This window comes from Enterococcus sp. AZ194 (assembly GCF_051713825.1).
Classification (GTDB): domain Bacteria; phylum Bacillota; class Bacilli; order Lactobacillales; family Enterococcaceae; genus Enterococcus_K.
On sequence record NZ_JBIOQR010000001.1, the window covers coordinates 14,933 to 38,493 of the forward strand.

Genomic DNA, 23,561 nt, shown 5'->3' on the forward strand with positions numbered 1-23,561 from the left:
ATGGAACGACTAAAAGCATATAAATTCAGACTATATCCAACAGAAGAACAAGAAATTTTCTTTGCCAAATCTTTCGGTTGTGTCCGTAAGGTCTACAATCTAATGCTTGATGACAGAAAAAAGGCGTATGAAGAAATAAAAAATGATTCTTCAAAAAAAATGATCTTCCCCACTCCTGCAAAATATAAAAAAGAGTTTCCATTTTTGAAGGAAATTGATAGTCTTGCCCTAGCTAATGCACAACTCAATTTAGATAAAGCATACAAGAACTTCTTTCGAGATAAATCCGTTGGATTTCCTCGTTTCAAGAGTAAGAAAAATCCTATTCAAAGTTATACAACGAATAATCAAAATGGCACAGTAGCTTTGACAGATAATAAATTCATCAAAGTTCCCAAATTGAAGTCACTAGTTAGAATTAAACTTCATAGGCAACCAACAGGGATTATCAAATCTGCCACAATATCACGTCACTCAAGTGGTAAATACTATGTTTCTTTGTTATGCGAGGAAGAAGTCAGCGAATTGTCTAAAACTAATTCTGCAATCGGCATCGACTTAGGAATTACGGATTTTGCGATTCTTTCTGACGGTCAAAAAATTGATAATAATAAATTCACGTCCAAAATGGCAAAGAAACTTAAACGTGAACAATGCAAGTTGTCAAAACGTGCATTATTAGCTAAACAGAACGGTATCAATCTGTTTGAAGCTAAAAATTATCAAAAACAAAAACGGAAAGTGGCTAGACTACACGAAAAAGTAATGAATCAACGTACTGATTTTCTAAATAAGCTGAGTACAGAAATTATCAAAAATCACGATATTATCTGTATTGAAGACTTAAACATAAAAGGTATGTTGCGTAATCATAAATTGGCAAAAAGTATATCTGATGTATCTTGGTCTAGTTTTGTGACTAAATTACACTACAAAGCTGACTGGTACGGACGGGAAATCATCAAAGTAGATAAATGGTTTCCGTCTAGTCAAATATGTTCAGAGTGCGGACACAAGGACGGCAAGAAATCTCTCAAAATTCGAGAATGGACTTGTCCAATTTGTCATAACCATCACGACCGAGATATCAACGCTAGTATCAATATTCTGACTGAAGGTCTAAGAATACAAACATTAGTTTAGATAAAATCAAGAACCGTAGGAACTACGGGGATAGCTTGGTAAATAAGAGACACCGCTGTTAGTAAAGAAATAAGCTATCAAGTAGGCTCTATTCCCAAGAAGCTCCCACTTCAAGCGTTAAGAGCCGCCAGGTTTAGCTAAGTGGTGAGTAGTTCACATATGCTCTTTGAAGATTGTCGTACCTTTTTAACCTTCCGCTGATAAATAATCTCTCTTGATACGGCCGACAGCAATCTCAGCATTACTGACAATATTTATAGAGTACTTGTCCAGCATCTACGTGACAAAAATAAAAATTTGAGAAAAAAGAAGAAGCGATTTACGAGGCTGCTGAAAAAGTCTCTGACAATTTTACAAAAATAAAGAAAAATAGTGGTTGAGAAAACGTCTATTTTTCTTTTTTTTTGTATAAAAAACCCATTGTATAGCCATTTATTGGTATAATAGAAGAAGTGGAAGGAGTGTTTTAAATGCTAGATAAGGGACGTCAAACGAGCTTAGAAGTAGGCATGTATTCAGGTTTATATGATATTTTGATTGAAAAGGATAATTTTTGGAGACAAATCAATGAAACGGTTGATTTTTCTTTTATTTATGCTGAAGTAAAACAAAATTATTCAGAAACAGCTGGTCGGCCAGCTGAATGCCCCATTCTCCTCTTTAAACTAATCTTATTAAAAACCTCGTATAAGCTATCAGACCGCGATTTGATTGCTCGTTTACGTACGGATATGCAAATGAAATACTTCCTAGAATATGAACCAGAAGAAACTGAATTTATGGCTCCTAGCTTACTTTCTAAGTTCCGTCACCTACGCTTGAAAAATACGAATCTATTGGACTTACTTCTCACAAAAACTGTCGAAATCGCCTTGGACAAAGGCGTAATTGAAGTGGAAAATAAATTAATTCAAGATTCTACCCACTCGAATGCCATGTTCCAACACGTTTCGCCAAGAGAAGAAATTATCAAACGAGCGAAAGAAGTAAGAAAAGCCGTGTATGCTGTTGCCCCTCAAATGAAAGAAAAAATGCCAAAGAAAAAGGAACATACGGGGATCCTTGAAGACACCCTCCACTATGCAAATGAAGTGATAAAAGTGATTGAAACAGAGGGTGGTTTTGATAACTGCACAGCCGTGATGGAGCGAATGAATTACTTAAAAGAAGGCATCGAAGAAACAGAGGGAGCGTTTGAATTTTCTAAAGATCAAGAGGCAAAAGTTGGGCATAAGACGGCGGACACCGCTTTTTTTGGCTACAAAACACACCTTGCTTTAACTCCTGAACGAATCGTTACAGCCGCGACGATTACCAGTGGCGAAAAACCTGACGGCAAAGAAATGAAGACACTCGTCGAAAAAAGCCAACATGCAGGGATTGAAGTCAAGGCAATTATTGGAGATGGTGCGTATTCAGAGACGGATAATTTGAATTACGCAAAAGCAAACGGAATGAAACTAGTATCGAAGTTAAGTAAGTCAGTCACTCATGGGAATGGAAAAAACAAGGATAAATTCGCGTACAATAAAGATGCAGAAATGTATGTTTGCCTAGCAGGACACATGGCAATTAAAAAGAGAAAGTCAGGAAGTAAATGCGATAAAAAGGGAGTAGACTCGCGTGTAGAGGCCTATTTCTTTGACGTGGAAAAATGCAAAAGATGTCCGTTTCGCGAGGGTTGTTATACTGATGGAGCGAAAACAAAAACTTTCTCAGTAAAAATAAAGTCAGATACACATATCGCTCATATGGATTATATGGAAACCGAAGAATTTAAAGAGCTTTATAAAGAGCGGTATAAAATAGAGGCTAAGAATGCGGAGTTGAAAGGTCGATACAATTATGGAACCGCACAAAGCTGTGGTCTATTAGGGATGACCATCCAAGGGGCGAGTACGCTGTTTTTAGCTAATATGAAACGAATTATCAAGTTAGAAAAGGAAAATACGGGGAAATAGAGGGTAGATTCCCTTTATTATTATGAAAATACACAAAAAACAGTGAAATTCTTTTTTTTTGAAGAATTCCACTGTTTTTTTGTGAGTGTTTTTCAGCAGCCTCGCGATTTACGCTTCTTCCTTTTTCACTTTCGCTATCTTCCCTTGTTCAATATACACCATCAGAATGCTTAAATCAGAAGGGTTTACCCCACTGATTCGGCTGGCTTGAGCAATGGTTTCTGGTTGGATTTTCTGTAATTTTTGTTTGGCTTCTGTGGCTAAACCGTTAATAGCTTCATAATTAATGGCTTCCGGAATTCGTTTTTCTTCCATTCGTTTCAACTTGTCGACTTTTTCTAAAGCTTTTTTGATATAGCCTTCGTATTTCACTTGAATTTCAACTTGTTCGACTTCTTTTTTTGTTAATTCTTCATTTGCTGGTATAAATGAAAGCAATTCTTCGTAGCTGATTTCTGGACGTTTTAAGAAATCAATTGCTAATATACCGTCTTTTAACTCTGCGGAATTTTTTTCTTTTAAGAAGTTTTGAATTTCTTTTGTTGGTTTCAAACGAATCTTTTTCAAACGTAATAATTCATCTTCAACGGCTTGTTTTTTGGCTAGATACTCTGTATATTGCGTTTCTTTTACAAGTCCAATTTGATGACCAACCTCTGTTAATCGTAAGTCAGCATTATCGTGACGTAAAATCAACCGATATTCTGCACGAGATGTCAGTAAGCGGTACGGCTCTGTTGTCCCTTTTGTTACTAAATCATCGATCATAACGCCAATGTAGCCATCGCTTCGTTTCATCACAAAAGGTTCTTTTCCTTGGGTTTTAAGTGCGGCATTTATTCCTGCAATCAGTCCTTGACCAGCTGCTTCTTCGTACCCACTTGTGCCATTTGTTTGCCCCGCTGTGTATAGGTTTTCGATAATTTTTGTCTCCAATGTTGGTCGCAATTGATGCGGAACCACGACATCATATTCAATCGCGTAACCTGTGCGCATCATCTCCACTTTTTCTAAGCCGGCGATAGTATGAAGCATCTCCACTTGGACATCCTCTGGTAATGAGGTTGATAAGCCTTGAACATAGACTTCTTCTGTGTGCAGTCCTTCTGGTTCAAGGAATAGTTGATGACGAGGTTTGTCTGAAAAACGAACAATTTTATCTTCAATTGACGGACAATAACGCGCCCCAACCCCTTCGACAATTCCTGTAAACATCGGTGCACGATGCAGATTTTTTTGAATCACTTCATGTGTCGTTTCATTGGTATACGTTAACCAACAAGGCTCTTGGTTCAAATTATAGGCACTATCTGGTGTGCTGAAGCTAAAGTGATTAGGCTCTTCATCGCCAGGTTGTTCTTCTGTCACACGATAATCAATTGAGCTTGATTTCACGCGTGGTGGTGTCCCTGTTTTAAAACGAGCAATCTCAAAGCCCAACTCTTTTAAGTGATCAGCAAGAGTTACTGAAGGTTGCGAATTATTAGGTCCTGAAGAATATTTTAATTCGCCAATAATGATTTCACCTCGTAAAGCCGTTCCTGCAGTAATAACCACGGCTTTCGCTGAGTAAGCAGCACCTGTCGCCGTAACAACCCCGTGACAAACACCGTCTTCAACAAGCAACTTATCCACAATTCCTTGACGAAGAGTCAGATTGTCTTCTTTTTCAATTGTGTGCTTCATTTCTGTCGCATACGCTTGTTTATCTGCCTGCGCACGTAACGCACGCACAGCAGGACCTTTCCCTGTATTTAGCATGCGCATTTGGATATAGGTCTTATCGATGTTCTTACCCATTTCTCCACCTAATGCATCAATTTCGCGTACAACAACCCCTTTAGCCGGACCTCCGACAGAAGGATTACAAGGCATAAATGCAACCATATCTAAATTAATCGTTAATAAGAGCGTTTTTGCCCCCATACGCGCGGATGCCAAGGCTGCTTCTGATCCTGCATGGCCGGCACCAACAATAATGACATCATACGATTCTGCTTCAAATTGTGTCATTTTAAGACTTCCTTTCCTGACTTGTTCTTGATTCTATTTTTGTTTGTTATTTTTTAAACGATAAACTGTTCTATTTTCCTAAACAGAATTGACTGAATAATTGCGTAATGAGCTCATCTTGAACGCTATCTCCGACAATTTCACCAAGATAGTCCCAACAACGCGTCATATCAATTTGAACCAAGTCAACGGGCATGCCCGCTTCAATTCCATTAACCACTTCGCCTAATGAAATAGAAGCTTTCTCCAGTAAAGCAATATGGCGTGTATTGGAAACATAGGTCGCATCTTTTTCGCCTGTTTGTCCACCAAAAAACAGCTGGGCAATCGCTTCTTCTAACTTGTCCAACCCATCATTTTCAACCACAGAAACGGCAAAGATAGGTTCCTCATCTAGATATGGCCGAACTTGATCTTGGCTCAATTTGGCCGGTAAATCCGTTTTATTTAACAAGACAATTCGTTTTAAGCCTTTTGTTGCCTCAAAAAGATTTTTATCCTCTTGAGTCAATGGCTCACTTTGATTTAAGACTAACAAAATCAAGTCTGATTCAGCCAACGCTTTTCGGCTACGTTCTACTCCAATACGTTCAACAATATCTTCTGTTTCACGAATTCCAGCTGTATCTATCAGCTTTAAAGGTACTCCACGCACATTGACATATTCTTCAATCACATCGCGTGTCGTCCCCGCAATATCGGTTACGATGGCCTTTTCTTCTCGTAACAAATGGTTTAACAAACTTGATTTTCCAACGTTTGGTCGGCCAATAATCGCTGTACTCAAGCCTTCACGAAGAATCTTGCCTTGTTTGGCGGTCACTAACAGCTGATCAATTTGTTTTTGGACAAAATGTGCTTTTTCAAGCAAAAGTTTGGTTGTCAGCTCTTCGACATCATCATATTCAGGGTAATCAATATTCACTTCAACCTGTGCTAGCGTTTCTAAAATTTCCTGTCTTAATGTCCGAATTAAATGAGACAAATTACCATCCAATTGGTTTAAAGCTAAATTCATCGCTCGATCTGTTTTCGCCCGAATCAAATCCATTACTGCCTCAGCTTGTGAGAGGTCCACACGACCGTTTAGAAAGGCTCGCTTGGTAAATTCCCCAGGCTCGGCCAAACGCGCTCCTTCTCGCAAAATAAGCTGCAATAATTGATTCACGACGACAATCCCACCGTGACAATTAATTTCAACAACATCTTCTCTTGTAAAAGTTTTTGGTGCTCTCATGACAGAGACCATCACTTCATCCACGATTTGTTGTTCTTTTGGATCAATAATATGTCCATAATGAATGGTATGAGAAGCCACCTCGACCAATCGCTTACTGCCTGACTGATAAACTTTATCGACAATCTGAACAGCTTGATCGCCACTTAAACGGACAATACTAATAGCCCCTTCACCTGGTGGGGTCGAAATAGCCGCAATCGTATCAAACTCTAATGTAATTTCCGCCAATTTTTATATCCTCCTATCTCGGCGCACAAAAAAAGCGCCCACTCCACCCTTTGATAAAAAAGGTAGACTCGCACTTTGACTGCTGTCTATTGAATTTTCTTGTCATAGAGTAGCATAAATTTAGGCTACTTGCAAGCCAATTCAGCCTTTTAGACAAGAATTAGCCAGTTCATTTGCCTTTCTTTTTTAATCAGTGACACGTATTATAAAAATAAAAGGAGTGAAGAAAAATGAGTTTTTTTACTGATGAACATAAAGAAAAAGAAATCAGCCCTGAACAAATCGATGAAGTGACACTCTCTACAGGCAACGTCAATGTCAAATACGTCGTGCGCGATGTCATCTTTACAGCCGAGCGACACCAAGTGGATTTATTTGATGAACAGCTGGACTTGAATGAATTATTTTCTTCACTCAAGTTGAAGCTAAAGAAAAAAGCCTACAGTTATGGTGCAGACGCTGTGATAAACTGTCGATTTGAGCATAAGACAAATCAAAAAGACGGACTTTCTTATGTCGAGCTCTTTGCTTACGGTACCGTCGTTCAATTCACACAAACGACCATTGGCTAAATAGGAAAGAACGGATTTGGCACTAGCGAACATTAGGCTAGGATTGCAGTCGATTTCCACTTATCCATTAAAAAAGCTAGGTGTAAGAGATCCTTACACCTAGCTTTTTAATCAAAGTAATAAACCCTTCATCGCATGCTTACTTCGATAAGAATGATTTCTAATAAAATATACTTGGTTTCGTTTTCTTTGTCAATCGATTTCTGAGTCTTTCTCTAATTAGTTTCCTGTCCCCTTGATATTCTATACGCTCTTTATCAAGTAAAAAAGAGCCAACCGCAGTCGAGGCTGCTGAAAAAGTCTCTGACAATTTTACAAAAATAAAGAAAAATAGTGGTTGAGAAAACGTCTATTTTTCTTTTTTTTTGTATAAAAAACCCATTGTATAGCCATTTATTGGTATAATAGAAGAAGTGGAAGGAGTGTTTTAAATGCTAGATAAGGGACGTCAAACGAGCTTAGAAGTAGGCATGTATTCAGGTTTATATGATATTTTGATTGAAAAGGATAATTTTTGGAGACAAATCAATGAAACGGTTGATTTTTCTTTTATTTATGCTGAAGTAAAACAAAATTATTCAGAAACAGCTGGTCGGCCAGCTGAATGCCCCATTCTCCTCTTTAAACTAATCTTATTAAAAACCTCGTATAAGCTATCAGACCGCGATTTGATTGCTCGTTTACGTACGGATATGCAAATGAAATACTTCCTAGAATATGAACCAGAAGAAACTGAATTTATGGCTCCTAGCTTACTTTCTAAGTTCCGTCACCTACGCTTGAAAAATACGAATCTATTGGACTTACTTCTCACAAAAACTGTCGAAATCGCCTTGGACAAAGGCGTAATTGAAGTGGAAAATAAATTAATTCAAGATTCTACCCACTCGAATGCCATGTTCCAACACGTTTCGCCAAGAGAAGAAATTATCAAACGAGCGAAAGAAGTAAGAAAAGCCGTGTATGCTGTTGCCCCTCAAATGAAAGAAAAAATGCCAAAGAAAAAGGAACATACGGGGATCCTTGAAGACACCCTCCACTATGCAAATGAAGTGATAAAAGTGATTGAAACAGAGGGTGGTTTTGATAACTGCACAGCCGTGATGGAGCGAATGAATTACTTAAAAGAAGGCATCGAAGAAACAGAGGGAGCGTTTGAATTTTCTAAAGATCAAGAGGCAAAAGTTGGGCATAAGACGGCGGACACCGCTTTTTTTGGCTACAAAACACACCTTGCTTTAACTCCTGAACGAATCGTTACAGCCGCGACGATTACCAGTGGCGAAAAACCTGACGGCAAAGAAATGAAGACACTCGTCGAAAAAAGCCAACATGCAGGGATTGAAGTCAAGGCAATTATTGGAGATGGTGCGTATTCAGAGACGGATAATTTGAATTACGCAAAAGCAAACGGAATGAAACTAGTATCGAAGTTAAGTAAGTCAGTCACTCATGGGAATGGAAAAAACAAGGATAAATTCGCGTACAATAAAGATGCAGAAATGTATGTTTGCCTAGCAGGACACATGGCAATTAAAAAGAGAAAGTCAGGAAGTAAATGCGATAAAAAGGGAGTAGACTCGCGTGTAGAGGCCTATTTCTTTGACGTGGAAAAATGCAAAAGATGTCCGTTTTGCGAGGGTTGTTATACTGATGGAGCGAAAACAAAAACTTTCTCAGTAAAAATAAAGTCAGATACACATATCGCTCATATGGATTATATGGAAACCGAAGAATTTAAAGAGCTTTATAAAGAGCGGTATAAAATAGAGGCTAAGAATGCGGAGTTGAAAGGTCGATACAATTATGGAACCGCACAAAGCTGTGGTCTATTAGGGATGACCATCCAAGGGGCGAGTACGCTGTTTTTAGCTAATATGAAACGAATTATCAAGTTAGAAAAGGAAAATACGGGGAAATAGAGGGTAGATTCCCTTTATTATTATGAAAATACACAAAAAACAGTGAAATTCTTTTTTTTTGAAGAATTCCACTGTTTTTTTGTGAGTGTTTTTCAGCAGCCTCACCGCAGTCAGCTCCGTTTGTTTGACTTATTGAATGTCCTAAAAATGTTTTTTCTCTGGCTCAACCACTAGATAGCGGTAAGGTTCGTCCCCTTCAGAGTGCGTTTTTACATAATCTTTTTTGCTTAAGACAGAATGAATCTGTTTACGCTCAAATGCTGGCATCGGTTCTAAGAACACCGGACGACCAGTTTGTTTGACCTTTTCAGCAGTTCTTTCTGCTAAGCGCTGAAGAATTGCTTGCCGTTTCTCACGGTAGTCACCGACATTTACGACAACGGACAACTTGTTCGCTGCAACACGATGAATAAAGACTTGAGCCAAATACTGTAAGGCATTTAGAATTTTACCATGTTTCCCAATCAAAATTCCTTGTTTTTGCGTATCTAAGTGCAAAATAATCAACCCATCTTTTCGTTCCATCCGAACAAGCGCTGGAGCATTTAGCTCTTTAGAAATAGCGGTAAGGTAAAGTGCCAACTCCGTCAAAGCAGATTCATCATCTAACTCTTCTAACGGTTTGTTTGATTCATGCATAGACGGCTTAGGTTCACTCACAATTTCTGTGACAATAGGTGCTTCATTTGTAAGAACTTCTTCCACAGTCTCTTCAACTGCTTCTGAAATTTCCTCACTGACAGTGGCTTCAATAGAAACTCTCGCTGCTTTTTTACCAATGCCTAGAAATCCTTTTTTACCTGCTTCAATAACCTTCACTTCAACATCTTCTCTTTTCAATGAAAGAGCTGATAAACCTTTGTTTACGGCTTCTTCAACTGTTGCGCCTTCATAAACTGGCATATTTCATACCTCCTTTTATTTCTTGCGTTTTTTCTTAGGATTTTGCGCACGTTGTAACGCACGCTCTTTCTCACGAATTCTTTGTGCCTCAGCTTCGCGTTCTTTACGAATCTTAAATGGATTATTTAGTAGTAAGGTTTGACCCACTTGAAAAGCATTTGAGACTACCCAGTATAGTGACAACCCACTGGCCAAATTAAGCCCCATAACCAAAATCATAATCGGCATAACAAAATTCATAATCTTCATCGAAGGATTCGATTCCAACTGGCTCATACTTGATAAATACGTACTTGCAAAAGTAAAAACAGCCGCCAAAATCGGTAATAAGAAGATTGGATCGGGATTCCCCAGATTCAACCATAAAAACTGACCTGATTTTAATTCTGGTACACGAGAAATAGATTGCCATAACGCCATCAAGATAGGCATCTGAATTAACATAGGTAAACAACCCATATAAGGATTGACATTATTCTCAGCGTATAGTTTTTGTTGTTCTTCTCTTAATTTCGCTTGTGTTTCAGAATCCTTTGATGCATATTTCTGTTGCAGTGCTTTTAATTGTGGTTGCACTTCTTGTGTTTTGCGCATGCTTTTCGTTTGAAAATGCATTAATGGTAATAAAATCACACGGATAATCAAGGTAAATAGAATAATCCCAATTCCTGGATTTCCAAATGATAGAGCTTTAATCGCTTCTGCAAAGTAGTACACAATGTAACGATCCCAGACTCCCGTACTTTGCGCATTGACCTCACCTGTTGCGCCACACGCAGATAATACAACGACTAGCATTACTAAACCAGCCATTAAAAGTAAACGTTTGTATTTCTTCACTTACTTTTTCCCCTTTATTCAATTATTTTCGCAAGCTTTAAGACATGTTCGAGATTTGAAAGAAGTTCCTTTGAAGGTAACTCATTCGTCAATGGTCGAGCAATCACAATAAAATCTAGCTCTGGATTGATTCTTTCTTTCAGTTCGAACAAACTAGCACGAATTTTTCGTTTGACAGAATTTCTTTCTACCGCATTTCCAATCTTTTTTCCGACCGAAATTCCGACTCGGAAATGTTTTTGATTAGGCTTATCTAAACGATAGACAACAAATCGACGGTTCGCGAAAGAAGTGCCTTCTTGGAAAACCTTTTGAAATTCTCGTTCTTTTTTTACTCGATATGCTTTCTTCATCTAGTTTCCTTCGCTTCTTTCCTTATCTTTCACTCACCCAACAATCATACCATATTTAACTAGGTGGATTCACCTATTTTCTAGGAAAAAAGGTACAAAAAAAACCACTGAAACCCAGTGGCTTAAGCTGAAAGAACTTTTCTTCCTTTAAGGCGACGGCTAGCTAGCACGCGACGGCCATTTTTAGTGCTCATACGTTTACGGAACCCGTGAACTTTTTGACGTTTACGTTTGTTTGGTTGGTATGTTCTTTTCATTTATTCCACCTCCATAAGAGTATTACTATCCATATACACAGACATACTTTGATAGTATACCTAGTAGACCTAGGTTTTGTCAATGATAAATTGTAGAGAAACTCACGTAAATGTCTCGAAAAATTTATCCACAATCTCAATTTTTTTGAGGATAGAGCTGTGAATCAGCAAAAAAATTTTCACAGGCTTTTTGGAGTTTCCCCCCGACTTTTGCACAAATTCACGCCCTGTCAAAAAGTTATCCTCAGGAGTTTTAAACATGTGGAAAAGCGCCTAAAACCCTTTCTGAATCTGAATAGTTTGTCCACAGGTCTTGTTTACTTTTTTTATTAAACCCGAGTTATCCACCTGTTGATTACTCTTGTGGATAACTTTTTATAGGTCTTTGGATTACTTTTTTGTTTTTTCACACAGTTTGTGGATAAATGAAAAGAAATTTTTATTTTCCTTAAAGAATCTGTGGAAAACTTCGCTAAAAAATGCTAAATTAGAACTACCTATTTCTATTTATAAGATAAGGAGGATCTCTGATGGCATCACTGGAAGATATTTGGCTAGATCTTCAAGAGAGTTATCGTGCAGAACTTAGCCCTACCAGCTACAATGCCTGGATCGATACTGCACAACCACTTTCTCTACAGAATAACCAATTAATTATCGAAGTGCCCTCTAGTTTACACAAAAACTATTGGGAAAAAAACTTAGCAACCAAAATTGTTGAAACAGGCTATAAACTAACTGGTCAAGAAATCATTCCTTCATTTGTCGCAGCTGATGAAGAACCTCAGCTTAAACCAGCCATAAAACAAAAAGAAGAAGCACCAAAACCTATCAAACTCGCTAAAAAAGCGATGTTGAATCAAAAGTATACATTTGACACCTTTGTTATCGGTAAAGGCAATCAGATGGCACATGCTGCAGCACTTGTTGTTGCTGAAGATCCTGGATCGATGTACAATCCCTTGTTCTTTTATGGAGGCGTTGGATTAGGAAAGACTCACTTGATGCACGCAATTGGCCATCAAATGTTATTAAATCAACCAGATGCCAAAGTTAAATACGTCAGTAGTGAGACCTTTGCCAATGATTTCATTAACTCTATCCAAAACAAAACCAGTGAAGAATTCCGCCAAGAATATCGCAACGTTGAGCTCTTACTCGTCGATGATGTCCAATTCTTCGCAGAAAAAGAAGCGACACAAGAAGAGTTCTTCCATACCTTTAACGCTTTATATAATGATGGAAAACAAATTGTCCTAACCAGTGACCGTTTGCCAACTGAGATACCAAAACTAGAAGAGCGACTCGTTTCGCGTTTTGCGTGGGGCTTATCTGTTGATATTACCCCTCCAGATTTGGAAACCAGAACCGCTATTTTACGGAAAAAAGCGGCGGCTGAGCGCTTGGAAATTCCAGATGACACGTTAAGTTATATTGCCGGTCAGATTGACTCCAATATTCGTGAGCTAGAAGGCGCGTTGGTTCGCGTACAGGCGTTTGCTACTATTAATAGTTCAGACATCACCACGAGTTTAGCTGCTGATGCACTGAAAACACTTAAGTCTGGGCGAGGTCATAGCCAGCTGTCGATTCTTCAAATTCAAGAGGAAGTTGCCAAGTACTATCATATTCAGATGAAAGACTTAAAAGGTAAAAAGCGTGTCAAATCGATTGTGGTGCCCCGTCAGATTGCGATGTATCTTTCTCGAGAGCTTACAGATAATTCTCTTCCTAAGATTGGCGCAGAATTTGGCGGAAAAGATCATACAACGGTGCTGCATGCCCACGAAAAAATTGAACAATTACTCAATACCGATTCAACCATGCAAAATGAAATTTCAGAAATTAAGAACTTCCTACTAAACTAGTGAACGAATCTGCAAAAATTAATTTGTGGATAACTTTTAAAATTGACTTTCTTTTTTCCACAGGATATACACAAGCAAAAAGACTTGTGCCTGATACGAGAAATTAGTTTTCCACAGGATTAACAGGCCCTACTACTTTTATTATCTCTTATTAATAAATAAAACAAAGGAGTTACCCTCATGAAATTCTCTTTAAAACGCACAATCTTTATGCAAGAATTACAAACCGTCCAAAGAGCCATCTCTTCAAAAACAACTATTCCCATTTTGACAGGGGTAAAAATCTTAGTCACAGAAGAAGGTTTGACTTTAACCGGAAGTAACGCTGATATTTCTATAGAAACATTTTTAAGTGTGCAGGATGAAAATTCTCTTCTACAGATTGAAGAAACAGGCAAGATTGTTTTACAAGCTCGTTTCTTTAGTGAAATTATTCGTCGTTTACCTGAAGAAGAAGTTTCTATTGAAATGCTTGAAAACAATCAAGTGGCGATTACTTCAGGAAAAGCTCATTTTACAATTAACGGGTTAGATGCAGACAACTACCCACATCTACCAGTTATTGAAACAGAAAATCAAATGAAATTACCTGTTCATGTGTTAAACAAATTAATTGCCGAGACAGGCTTTGCTGTTTCTCAACATGAAAGCCGGCCAATTTTAACCGGTGTTCATTTTATCTTAAGTGATCAAAAACTATTAGCTGTGGCAACCGACTCTCATCGTTTGAGTCAACGTGTCATTCCAATTGAACAAGCGGTAGAAAATTTTGACATCGTAATTCCTGGAAAAAGCTTAATTGAGCTGTCTCGTTCATTAACAGATGAAGAAGAGTTAGTTGAGATCAGCATTATGGAAAACCAAGTTCTTTTCAAAACAGAAACGATGTACTTTTACTCACGTTTACTAGAAGGCAAGTACCCAGATACCAATCGGTTAATTCCTTCAAGCTTTAATACTGAGATTGATTTTTATGTACCAACACTTTTAGCTGCGATTGAACGTGCCTCACTTTTATCACATGAAGGCCGCAATAATATCGTTCGTTTGACGCTTGATGCTGATTCTGTTGTTTTATCAGGGAACTCACCAGAAGTTGGGAAAGTCGAAGAAAGCTTGAGTTACGAGAAAGTCACTGGCGAACCCTTAGAGCTCTCCTTTAATCCTGATTACATGAAAGCTGCTCTTAGAGCCTTTGGTGACATGAGTGTGACGGTCAAATTCATTTCAGCTGTTCGCCCATTCACATTAGAACCAACTGAAAGCTCTGTCGAATTTATCCAATTAATTACGCCAGTTCGGACAAATTAATTTTTTATTTTCATCTTTTTTTGAAAGTTTTTGAAAAAGTAAAAAGAATATCCTATCTGCAGAAGGTCTTAAAATCGATTTTAAGGCCTTCTGCTTTGTTTTAAATAGAAAAGACTTTTTTTAGGTAAAAGCCCTTAGATTTAAAAATATATAGGGAAATTTGTTTTATTCGCTTAAAAAGGGTATAATAGAGTGTATGTTTATCAGAGAAAATGAGGGATGCTAATTGAAAGAAAAAGTCATTTTGAAAACAGATTACATGACTTTAGGACAAGTCCTAAAAGAGGTCAATATTATTAGCAGTGGCGGTCAAGCCAAATGGTACTTAGCCGAGCATACCGTGTTTGTCGATGGAGAGCCTGAAAACCGTCGTGGACGTAAATTATATCCGGGCATGATGTTAGAAATACCTGATGAAGGTACTTTTTTTATGAAAAAAAAGGAAATGACGTCTGATGAAACTGAGTAATATCCAACTCAAAAATTATCGTAACTATGAAGAGTTGTCGTTAACTTTTTCAAAGAACTTAACGATTTTTTTGGGAGAAAATGCCCAAGGGAAAACAAATATTTTAGAGAGTCTCTACGTTTTAGCCATGACTCGAAGCCACAGAACCAACAATGAACAAGAATTGATTCAGTGGGGAAAAGAGCAAGCTTACATAATGGGAACGGTAGAACGCCATCTTTCAAAGACACCGTTAGAATTAACGTTGTCCAAAAAGGGCCGGAAAACAAAGATTAATCACATCGAGCAAAAACGATTGAGTAGTTATGTCGGGCAGCTGAACGTGATTTTGTTTGCGCCGGAAGATCTTTCTCTTGTGAAAGGTAGCCCTCAGCTGAGAAGAAAATTCTTAGATATGGAGATTGGCCAAATCAACCCAATTTATTTGTTTGACCTGGTTCAATATCAATCTGTTTTAAAGCAACGCAACCAGTATCTGAAACAGCTGGCTGAAAAAAAACAGACGGATTTGATTTATTTGGATATTTTAACGGAACAGCTTGCCGAATTTGGTGGAAAAGTTTTATTTGCTCGACAGAAGTTTGTGAAACGTTTGGAACACTGGGCGAATTTATTACATCAACAAATCAGTCATCAAAAAGAGAACCTTCAGATTTCTTATGTGGCAACGGTGCCGTTTGGTGAAGAAACCACAGCAGAGGATATCCAGGAGCTTCTTTTGCAGGAGCTTCAGCGAAATAGAAAAAAAGAACTCTTTAAAGCCTCGACGTTTCTTGGTCCTCATAGGGATGATTTACAATTTTTTGTCAATGAACAAAATGTGCAAACTTATGGTTCCCAAGGCCAACAACGGACAACCGCTTTGAGTATCAAACTAGCTGAGATTGATTTGATGAAGGAAGAGACGGGCGAATACCCAATTTTACTTTTGGATGATGTGATGAGTGAGTTAGATGATTCTAGACAGCTCCATTTACTAGAAACAATTGAAGGGAAAGTGCAAACTTTTTTGACAACGACAACGCTGGATCATGTAAAAAATAAAATGACTGTTGAACCGGAGATTTTTTATGTTCATCAGGGAGAAATAAAAGGAGCAGAGACCTAAATGACAGAAGAAGAAAAAAGTTTAGTGGAACGTGCCAAGGAATATGATGCCAGTCAGATTCAAGTTCTGGAAGGCTTAGAGGCCGTTCGTAAACGTCCAGGGATGTATATTGGTTCAACAAGTGGTGAAGGTCTTCATCATTTGGTATGGGAAATCGTTGATAACTCGATTGATGAAGCGTTAGCTGGTTTTGCGACATCGATTCACGTAGTCGTAGAAGAAGATAACAGTATTACCGTTATTGATGATGGTCGAGGAATTCCAGTAGGGATCCAAGCCAAAACAGGTCGTCCTGCTGTTGAAACAGTTTTTACTGTCTTACATGCTGGGGGAAAATTCGGCGGTGGCGGTTATAAAGTATCTGGGGGGCTACATGGAGTAGGTTCATCTGTTGTAAATGCCTTGTCTTCTGTTTTAGATGTAAAAGTCTATAAAGAAGGTAAAATTTATTTTCAAGAGTACCAACGCGGTGCTGTGATGAATGATTTGAAGGTCATTGGAGAAACAGATCGAAGCGGAACAGAAGTTCACTTTATTCCCGATCCAGAGATCTTTACAGAAACAACTGTCTTTAACTTTGATAAATTAGCAACACGTGTCAGAGAGCTTGCTTTCTTGAATCGTGGGTTGCATATTTCAATAGAAGATCGTCGAGAAGAAAAACCAGTCCTTCGCGAGTACCATTACGAAGGTGGGATTAAGAGTTATGTGGAACATTTGAATGCGAATAAAGATGTTCTTTTCCCAGAGCCCGTGTTTATTGAAGGCGAACAACAAGACATTATTGTCGAAGTTTCTATGCAATATACAGATGGGTATCATTCGAATATTTTAAGTTTTGCCAACAATATTCATACCTATGAAGGTGGGACCCATGAATCAGGGTTCAAAACTTCGTTAACGCGTGTGATTAATGATTATGCACGCAAACAAAAGTTAATGAAAGAAAATGATGAAAACTTAACCGGGGAAGATGTTCGTGAAGGTTTGACAGCTGTTATCTCAATCAAACATCCAGATCCTCAGTTTGAAGGACAAACCAAAACAAAACTAGGAAATTCGGAAGTTCGAACAGTTACTGACCGTCTTTTCTCAGAACACTTTGGCAAATTCTTGATGGAAAACCCAACAGTCGGTCGTCAGATTGTTGAAAAAGGAATGTTGGCTTCAAAAGCGCGTCTAGCAGCTAAACGTGCGCGTGAAGTGACTCGTCGTAAAGGCGCCTTAGAAATCAGTAATTTACCAGGAAAACTAGCCGATTGTTCAAGTAATGTTCCTGAAAAATGCGAATTGTTCATCGTCGAAGGAGACTCTGCCGGTGGATCTGCAAAACAAGGAAGAAGTCGTGAGTACCAAGCGATTTTACCTATTCGTGGGAAAATCTTGAATGTCGAAAAAGCCAGCATGGATAAAATTTTAGCGAACGAAGAAATTCGCTCACTATTTACAGCGATGGGAACAGGCTTTGGTTCTGATTTTGATGTCTCAAAAGCGCGTTACCACAAACTAGTCATCATGACCGATGCCGATGTCGATGGCGCGCATATCCGGACGCTTTTATTGACTCTCTTTTATCGTTATATGCGTCCAATTGTGGAAGCAGGGTATGTCTATATTGCGCAGCCTCCTTTATATGGCGTGAAACAAGGGAAAAACATTACCTACGTTCAACCAGGGAAAAATGCAGAAGAAAACTTGAAAAAAATTATGAGTGAATTACCAGCGAGTCCAAAAGCAACGGTTCAGCGTTACAAAGGGCTAGGAGAAATGGATGACCATCAATTGTGGGAAACAACCATGGATCCAGAGCGCCGAATGATGGCACGAGTGAGCGTGGATGATGCGATTGAAGCCGATCAAATCTTTGAAATGTTGATGGGAGACAAGGTTGAGCCTCGTCGTGCGTTTATTGAAGAAAACGCCCATTACGTGAAGAATTTAGATATTTAACCTTGAAGGAGGGAATTTCGTGAGTGAAGAAATCAAAGAAAATATCCATGACGTCAATCTGACGAGTGAAATGAGAGAGTCCTTCATTGATTATGCAATGAGTGTTATCGTTGCTCGTGCATTACCAGACGTTCGTGACGGCTTAAAGCCCGTTCATAGAAGAATTCTTTATGGGATGAATGAACTTGGGGTAACCCCCGATAAACCACATAAAAAATCAGCCCGGATTGTTGGGGATGTTATGGGTAAATACCATCCTCATGGGGATAGTGCGATTTATGAATCAATGGTTCGTATGGCACAACCATTTAGCTATCGTTACATGCTAGTAGACGGCCACGGAAACTTTGGTTCAGTCGATGGCGATGGTGCGGCAGCAATGCGTTATACAGAAGCCCGAATGAGCAAAATTGCGATGGAAATGTTGCGTGATATTAACAAAAATACCGTTGATTATCAAAGTAACTATGATGATACTGAGCGTGAACCCAATGTGTTACCAGCTCGTTTCCCCAACCTTTTGGTGAATGGGACAACAGGGATTGCAGTTGGGATGGCAACAAACATTCCACCTCATAATTTGAATGAAGTTGTGGCTGCGGTAAACCTCTTAATGGAAAACCCAGATGTTACGACCAACGAATTAATGGAAGTTTTACCAGGACCAGATTTCCCAACAGGCGGGTTAGTTATGGGGAAATCAGGCATCAGAAAAGCTTATGAAACAGGTAAGGGTTCAATTACCATTCGAGCAAAAGTTGAAATTACAGAAATGCCTAATGGAAAAGAACGAATCTTAGTGACTGAGCTTCCTTATGTGGTAAACAAAGCCAAATTAATTGAACGTATTTCAGAATTGCACCGCGAAAAACGAATTGAAGGAATCACAGATCTTCGCGATGAATCTTCTCGTGAAGGGATGCGTATTGTCATTGATGTCCGTCGCGATGTCAGTGCATCAGTTATTTTGAACAATTTATACAAATTAACTTCTCTACAAACTTCATTTGGTTTTAACATGTTGGCTATTGAAAAAGGCGTTCCAAAAGTCTTAAGCTTAAAACAAATTCTAGAAAACTACATCGAACATCAACGAGAAGTAATTGTTCGTCGTACAGAATTTGATAAACAAAAAGCAGAAGCAAGAGCGCATATTTTAGAAGGTCTGCGAATTGCGCTAGATCACATTGATGAAATTATTCGAATTATTCGAAGTGCCAAAGCAGAAGATGAAGCCAAAAGAACTTTAATTGAACGTTTCGACTTCTCAGACCGTCAAGCACAGGCTATCTTAGATATGCGTTTGCGTCGATTGACTGGTTTAGAACGCGATAAGATTGAAAATGAATATCAAGAACTCTTAAAACTGATTGCGGACTTAACCGATATTTTGGCGAATCCGGGACGAGTAACAGAGATTATCAAAACTGAATTAGGTGAGATTGGTGCTCGTTTTGGTGACAAACGTCGAACAGAGCTTCTCGTAGGTGAAGTCTTGAGTCTGGAAGATGAAGACTTGATTGAAGAAGAAGAAATCGTTATTACGTTAACCAATAATGGTTATATCAAACGTGTCGCTAACAGTGAATTTAGAGCGCAACGTCGTGGGGGCCGTGGTGTTCAGGGAATGGGCATTCACAACGATGATTTCGTGAAGAATCTGGTTTCTTGTTCGACACACGATACTTTACTCTTCTTCACTAATAACGGTAAAGTTTATCGAGCAAAAGGATATGAAATTCCAGAATATGGTCGCACAGCAAAAGGAATTCCAGTGATTAATCTATTAGGAATTGACTCAGCTGAGAAGATTCAAGCGATTATTTCTGTTGAAGGACAAGCTGAGGATGGTCATTATCTGTTCTTTACTACTCGTTTAGGAACGGTTAAACGGACGACTGTTACAGCCTTTTCAAATATCCGAAGCAATGGCTTAATTGCGATTGGATTGAAGGATAATGATGAGCTAGTCAACGTATTAATGACAGATGGCACAGCCAATATCATTATTGGAACGCATACTGGATATTCTGTAACCTTTAAAGAAGAGGTCGTTCGAGATATGGGACGAACAGCTTCTGGGGTTCGCGGTATTCGTTTGAGAGAAGATGATTATGTCATCGGCGCAGCAACGATGGATAAAGGCAAAGAAGTGCTTGTGATTACTGAAAATGGTTATGGAAAACGGACGAAAGTCTCTGAATATCCAGTCAAAGGCCGTGGTGGTAAAGGGATCAAGACTGCCAATATTACACCAAAAAATGGACCACTAGCTGGTTTAACAACTGTAACAGGCGAAGAAGATATCATGTTGATTACAGATAAAGGTGTGATTATCCGCTTTAGCGCTAGCACCGTTTCACAAACAGGTCGTTCAACCTTGGGCGTTCGTTTGATGAAGATGGAGACTGAATCAAAAGTGGTAACGATGGCGATTGTTGCTCCTGAAGAACTTGAAGAAGAGACAACAGAAACAACATCAGGTACAGAGAACGCAAATGATACAACCGTTATCGAAGAAACGATTCAAGAGATGACGACAGAAATAGAAGAAACAGAAGAATAAGCTGGACAAACGATCGGTAGGTTTCTATCGGTCGTTTCTTCTGTAAAAAATGAGTCTATTCTTTTTTTACAGAAGGATTGCGGCAGAAGATTTGTGTGAGTTACCTTGCAAAAATGGTTTGAGTAAATGAAAGAATCTTTAAGAAATTTTGGGCATGTGAAACAGCACATTTTTTTATTTTTTAACCAAAAGAATCTATGGATAGGCATTGCAAGAAAGCCGTATTTGCGTTAAAGTAGGATAAGAATGTGTGAAACATTTTTCTGTTTCACAAGAGAAAGGACAGCATATGACACCTGAAGAATTTCAACAGGCCTTAGCCACACATCAGATTGATTTATCAGAGGAGCAGATGGCCCAGTTTGAGCGTTATTTCCATCTATTGGTAGAGTGGAATGAGAAGATGAACTTAACGGCTATCACTGATAAAAAAGAAGTTTATTTAAAACATTTTTATGATTCGTTGACCCTTTCGTTTTCACAAGACTTTTCTCAAAAAGTCTCTTTGTGTGATGTCGGATCGGGTGCAGGATTTCCAAGTATTCCATTAAAAATTGTGTTCCCTGCATTAACGATTTCGATTGTTGATTCTTTAAATAAGCGAATTACTTTCTTGACAGAATTAGTCAAAGAACTAAAATTAGAGGACGTCCACTTATATCATGATCGGGCAGAAACCTTCGGACAGACCAAAGAGATTCGTGAATCGTTTGATTTTGTCACAGCAAGAGCAGTCGCGCGATTAAATGTTCTAAGTGAGCTGTGTTTGCCTTTAGTGAAAAAGGATGGCTATTTCTTTGCCTTAAAAGCAGCCAAAAGTGAAGAAGAGTTGAACGAAGCGAAACCAGCAATCGCAACACTTGGTGGCAAGTTCATTGAAGAGCGTTCATTGAACTTACCCATTACAGAGGATGAGCGTCATGTGTTAGTGATTCAAAAGAAAAAAGAAACGCCTAAAAAATATCCAAGAAAACCAGGTTTGCCCAATAAGCAACCGTTGAAATAGGAGGAGACTCGATGGCACGGATTATTTCTGTCGCAAACCAAAAAGGTGGCGTGGGAAAAACCACGACGACTGTTAATTTGGGTGCGTGTTTAGCGTTTAATGGAAAAAAAGTTTTACTTGTTGATATTGATGCCCAAGGAAATGCTACAAGTGGGATTGGTATTAGAAAACCGGATGTTGATCAAGATGTCTATGATGTGCTGGTCAATGAGACACCCATCAAAGAAACGATTCTATCAACCACTCGCGAGAATTTAGATATTGTTCCGGCTACGATTCAGCTGGCAGGAGCCGAGATTGAATTAACTTCAATGATGGCAAGAGAATCTCGATTAAAAATGGCTTTAGCGGAAGTGGAAGATATCTATGATTTTATTTTGATTGACTGTCCACCTTCTTTAGGGCATTTGACGATTAATGCGTTCACCTCTAGTGACTCAATCTTGATTCCTGTACAGTGTGAGTATTACGCATTAGAAGGCTTGAGTCAATTGTTAAACACGGTTCGTCTGGTCCAAAAACATTTTAATCCAGAATTAAAAATCGAAGGTGTTCTGTTGACTATGTACGATGCCAGAACGAACTTAGGTGCTGAGGTCGTGGATGAAGTTCGAAAGTATTTTCGTGAAAAAGTCTATGACACGATTATTCCAAGAAATGTTCGCCTATCAGAGGCGCCGAGCCACGGATTATCGATTATTGATTACGATCCACGTTCAAAAGGTGCAGAAGTGTACTTATCTCTAGCAAAGGAAGTGTTAAATCGTGAGCAAGAGTAAAGGCTTAGGTAGAGGAATTGATGCACTATTTCAAGATATTGCGAGCTTGGAGGAAGTTGATGTTCAAAAGGAATCGGTGATTGAGCTTCCCTTAAATGAGCTACGTCCTAATCCGTATCAACCACGGAAAACCTTTGATGAAGCTTCTTTACAAGAGTTAGCGAATTCGATTGAGCAGTCGGGTGTTTTTCAACCGATTATTGTACGTCAATCAGCTGTTAAAGGTTATGAGATTATTGCTGGTGAGCGTCGTTTTCGAGCATCAAAATTAGCCGGCAAAGAAGCAATTCCTGCAATTGTCCGAGAATTTGATGAAGAAGCGATGATGCAAGTCGCAGTTTTGGAAAATTTACAACGGGAAGATTTGAATCCTTTAGAAGAAGCAGAAGCTTACGAAATGTTGATGAAGAACCTCAAACTAACACAGGCCGAAGTTGCAGAACGTTTAGGAAAAAGTCGCCCCTACATTGCAAATTACTTACGTTTATTGACGTTACCTGATTTGGTAAAAGAGATGGTTCAAGATGAGCGTCTTTCTATGGGACAAGCTAGAACTCTGCTTGGTCTAAAGGATAAACAGCTTATTTTAAAATTAGCCAATCGTGCGGTCAAAGAAAATCTAACGGTTCGTCAATTGGAACATTTAGTAAGTGAACTAAATGACAACAAAGGATCAGAAAAGAAAAAAGTTCCTCGTTTGGTTCAAGAAAAGCCCTATTATCTTCGTGAAAGTGAAGATCGTTTGATGGATAAATTTGGTACCAACGTTGAGATTCAAGAAAAAGATGGAAAAGGGAAAATCGAAATTGAGTACCTTTCTCAATCTGATTTAACGCGTATTTTAGATATTTTAAGTATTCGTTTTGATGAAGCATAGGAGGAAAAGCTTATGTATGATTTAGGGGATATTGTTGAGATGAAAAAACCACATGCCTGTCAAACCAATCGTTGGGAGATTGTTCGCATGGGGGCCGATATAAAAATTAAATGCGCGAATTGTGGTCATATTGTGATGATGCCACGTCGTGAATTTGAGAAAAAAATGAAAAAATTACTAGAAAAAAAAGTTTAG

At 38.6% G+C, this 23,561-nt stretch carries 20 protein-coding genes; 14 read left to right on the forward strand and 6 right to left on the reverse strand.

Features of this window, described 5'->3' with window-relative positions; all coding sequences use genetic code 11:
• Positions 1-1,143 carry an IS200/IS605 family element RNA-guided endonuclease TnpB gene (tnpB, locus tag IGI37_RS00090; protein ID WP_438759379.1) on the forward strand — a complete coding sequence of 381 codons (1,143 nt, stop codon included), beginning with the start codon at positions 1-3 and terminating at the stop codon, positions 1,141-1,143.
• A 470-nt stretch (positions 1,144-1,613) separates the two neighbouring features.
• Entirely contained in the window at positions 1,614-3,104 is a 1,491-nt protein-coding gene (locus IGI37_RS00095) for an IS1182 family transposase (RefSeq protein ID WP_438759380.1), read from the forward strand.
• A gap of 108 nt (positions 3,105-3,212) precedes the next feature.
• Here IGI37_RS00095 and mnmG read toward each other — a convergent pair whose 3' ends face one another.
• The gene (mnmG, locus tag IGI37_RS00100; protein ID WP_438759382.1) at positions 3,213-5,117 is read right to left on the reverse strand and encodes a tRNA uridine-5-carboxymethylaminomethyl(34) synthesis enzyme MnmG; all 1,905 of its coding nucleotides are present in this window, start codon (positions 5,115-5,117) and stop codon (positions 3,213-3,215) included.
• Between the two features lie 70 nt (positions 5,118-5,187).
• On the reverse strand, positions 5,188-6,585 hold the full coding sequence (mnmE, locus tag IGI37_RS00105) for a tRNA uridine-5-carboxymethylaminomethyl(34) synthesis GTPase MnmE (RefSeq protein WP_438759384.1): 1,398 nt from the start codon (positions 6,583-6,585) through the stop codon (positions 5,188-5,190).
• A 230-nt stretch (positions 6,586-6,815) separates the two neighbouring features.
• Here mnmE and IGI37_RS00110 point away from each other — a divergent pair, with 230 nt between their 5' ends.
• Entirely contained in the window at positions 6,816-7,157 is a 342-nt protein-coding gene (locus IGI37_RS00110) for a heavy metal-binding domain-containing protein (protein ID WP_438759385.1), read from the forward strand.
• A gap of 431 nt (positions 7,158-7,588) precedes the next feature.
• Positions 7,589-9,079, forward strand: coding sequence for an IS1182 family transposase (locus IGI37_RS00115; protein WP_438759386.1), 1,491 nt, complete (start codon positions 7,589-7,591; stop codon positions 9,077-9,079).
• A 141-nt stretch (positions 9,080-9,220) separates the two neighbouring features.
• Here the strand turns inward: IGI37_RS00115 and jag are convergent, their stop codons facing one another.
• The 4 genes from jag to rpmH form a co-directional block, all read right to left on the reverse strand.
• Complete coding sequence (gene jag, locus IGI37_RS00120; protein WP_438759387.1) at positions 9,221-9,982, reverse strand: RNA-binding cell elongation regulator Jag/EloR; 762 nt, start codon at positions 9,980-9,982, stop codon at positions 9,221-9,223.
• A 15-nt stretch (positions 9,983-9,997) separates the two neighbouring features.
• Positions 9,998-10,822, reverse strand: coding sequence for a YidC/Oxa1 family membrane protein insertase (locus tag IGI37_RS00125; protein WP_438759388.1), 825 nt, complete (start codon positions 10,820-10,822; stop codon positions 9,998-10,000).
• 14 nt (positions 10,823-10,836) lie between these two features.
• Positions 10,837-11,175 carry a ribonuclease P protein component gene (rnpA, locus tag IGI37_RS00130; RefSeq protein WP_438759389.1) on the reverse strand — a complete coding sequence of 113 codons (339 nt, stop codon included), beginning with the start codon at positions 11,173-11,175 and terminating at the stop codon, positions 10,837-10,839.
• Positions 11,176-11,297: 122 nt separating this feature from the next.
• The gene (gene rpmH / locus IGI37_RS00135) at positions 11,298-11,432 is read right to left on the reverse strand and encodes a 50S ribosomal protein L34 (RefSeq protein WP_010766794.1); all 135 of its coding nucleotides are present in this window, start codon (positions 11,430-11,432) and stop codon (positions 11,298-11,300) included.
• A 530-nt stretch (positions 11,433-11,962) separates the two neighbouring features.
• Between rpmH and dnaA the strand changes: the two genes are divergently transcribed.
• From dnaA to IGI37_RS00185, 10 genes are all read left to right on the forward strand, one after another.
• Entirely contained in the window at positions 11,963-13,300 is a 1,338-nt protein-coding gene (dnaA, locus tag IGI37_RS00140) for a chromosomal replication initiator protein DnaA (RefSeq protein WP_438759390.1), read from the forward strand.
• A gap of 180 nt (positions 13,301-13,480) precedes the next feature.
• A complete protein-coding gene (gene dnaN, locus IGI37_RS00145) occupies positions 13,481-14,611 on the forward strand; it encodes a DNA polymerase III subunit beta (protein WP_438759391.1) in 1,131 nt (376 codons plus the stop codon).
• Positions 14,612-14,837: 226 nt separating this feature from the next.
• On the forward strand, positions 14,838-15,080 hold the full coding sequence (yaaA, locus tag IGI37_RS00150) for a S4 domain-containing protein YaaA (protein ID WP_438759392.1): 243 nt from the start codon (positions 14,838-14,840) through the stop codon (positions 15,078-15,080).
• Positions 15,067-16,188 (forward strand): DNA replication/repair protein RecF, encoded by a 1,122-nt coding sequence (gene recF, locus IGI37_RS00155; protein ID WP_438759393.1) that lies wholly within the window; start codon positions 15,067-15,069, stop codon positions 16,186-16,188. Before yaaA ends, recF begins: the two co-directional genes overlap by 14 nt.
• On the forward strand, positions 16,189-18,138 hold the full coding sequence (gyrB, locus tag IGI37_RS00160; RefSeq protein WP_438759395.1) for a DNA topoisomerase (ATP-hydrolyzing) subunit B: 1,950 nt from the start codon (positions 16,189-16,191) through the stop codon (positions 18,136-18,138).
• 19 nt (positions 18,139-18,157) lie between these two features.
• Positions 18,158-20,704 (forward strand): DNA gyrase subunit A, encoded by a 2,547-nt coding sequence (gyrA, locus tag IGI37_RS00165; protein ID WP_438759396.1) that lies wholly within the window; start codon positions 18,158-18,160, stop codon positions 20,702-20,704.
• A 289-nt stretch (positions 20,705-20,993) separates the two neighbouring features.
• Positions 20,994-21,710, forward strand: coding sequence for a 16S rRNA (guanine(527)-N(7))-methyltransferase RsmG (gene rsmG / locus IGI37_RS00170; RefSeq protein WP_438763552.1), 717 nt, complete (start codon positions 20,994-20,996; stop codon positions 21,708-21,710).
• 11 nt (positions 21,711-21,721) lie between these two features.
• Positions 21,722-22,489, forward strand: a complete 768-nt coding sequence (locus tag IGI37_RS00175; protein WP_438759397.1) for a ParA family protein — start codon at positions 21,722-21,724, stop codon at positions 22,487-22,489.
• Positions 22,476-23,366, forward strand: a complete 891-nt coding sequence (locus IGI37_RS00180) for a ParB/RepB/Spo0J family partition protein (RefSeq protein WP_438759398.1) — start codon at positions 22,476-22,478, stop codon at positions 23,364-23,366. The genes IGI37_RS00175 and IGI37_RS00180 overlap by 14 nt, the downstream gene beginning before the upstream one ends.
• 12 nt (positions 23,367-23,378) lie before the next feature.
• Positions 23,379-23,561 (forward strand): DUF951 domain-containing protein, encoded by a 183-nt coding sequence (locus IGI37_RS00185; protein WP_438759399.1) that lies wholly within the window; start codon positions 23,379-23,381, stop codon positions 23,559-23,561.

What these genes read in the sequence shown, in the direction of transcription:
- tnpB (WP_438759379.1), top strand. Translation starts at nt 1, where the DNA reads ATGGAACGACTAAAAGCATATAAATTCAGACTATATCCAACAGAAGAA.
- IGI37_RS00095 (WP_438759380.1), top strand. Translation starts at nt 1,614, where the DNA reads ATGCTAGATAAGGGACGTCAAACGAGCTTAGAAGTAGGCATGTATTCA.
- mnmG (WP_438759382.1), bottom strand. Translation starts at nt 5,117, where the DNA reads ATGACACAATTTGAAGCAGAATCGTATGATGTCATTATTGTTGGTGCC.
- IGI37_RS00110 (WP_438759385.1), top strand. Translation starts at nt 6,816, where the DNA reads ATGAGTTTTTTTACTGATGAACATAAAGAAAAAGAAATCAGCCCTGAA.
- IGI37_RS00115 (WP_438759386.1), top strand. Translation starts at nt 7,589, where the DNA reads ATGCTAGATAAGGGACGTCAAACGAGCTTAGAAGTAGGCATGTATTCA.
- jag (WP_438759387.1), bottom strand. Translation starts at nt 9,982, where the DNA reads ATGCCAGTTTATGAAGGCGCAACAGTTGAAGAAGCCGTAAACAAAGGT.
- rnpA (WP_438759389.1), bottom strand. Translation starts at nt 11,175, where the DNA reads ATGAAGAAAGCATATCGAGTAAAAAAAGAACGAGAATTTCAAAAGGTT.
- rpmH (WP_010766794.1), bottom strand. Translation starts at nt 11,432, where the DNA reads ATGAAAAGAACATACCAACCAAACAAACGTAAACGTCAAAAAGTTCAC.
- dnaA (WP_438759390.1), top strand. Translation starts at nt 11,963, where the DNA reads ATGGCATCACTGGAAGATATTTGGCTAGATCTTCAAGAGAGTTATCGT.
- dnaN (WP_438759391.1), top strand. Translation starts at nt 13,481, where the DNA reads ATGAAATTCTCTTTAAAACGCACAATCTTTATGCAAGAATTACAAACC.
- recF (WP_438759393.1), top strand. Translation starts at nt 15,067, where the DNA reads ATGAAACTGAGTAATATCCAACTCAAAAATTATCGTAACTATGAAGAG.
- gyrB (WP_438759395.1), top strand. Translation starts at nt 16,189, where the DNA reads ATGACAGAAGAAGAAAAAAGTTTAGTGGAACGTGCCAAGGAATATGAT.
- rsmG (WP_438763552.1), top strand. Translation starts at nt 20,994, where the DNA reads ATGACACCTGAAGAATTTCAACAGGCCTTAGCCACACATCAGATTGAT.
- IGI37_RS00175 (WP_438759397.1), top strand. Translation starts at nt 21,722, where the DNA reads ATGGCACGGATTATTTCTGTCGCAAACCAAAAAGGTGGCGTGGGAAAA.
- IGI37_RS00185 (WP_438759399.1), top strand. Translation starts at nt 23,379, where the DNA reads ATGTATGATTTAGGGGATATTGTTGAGATGAAAAAACCACATGCCTGT.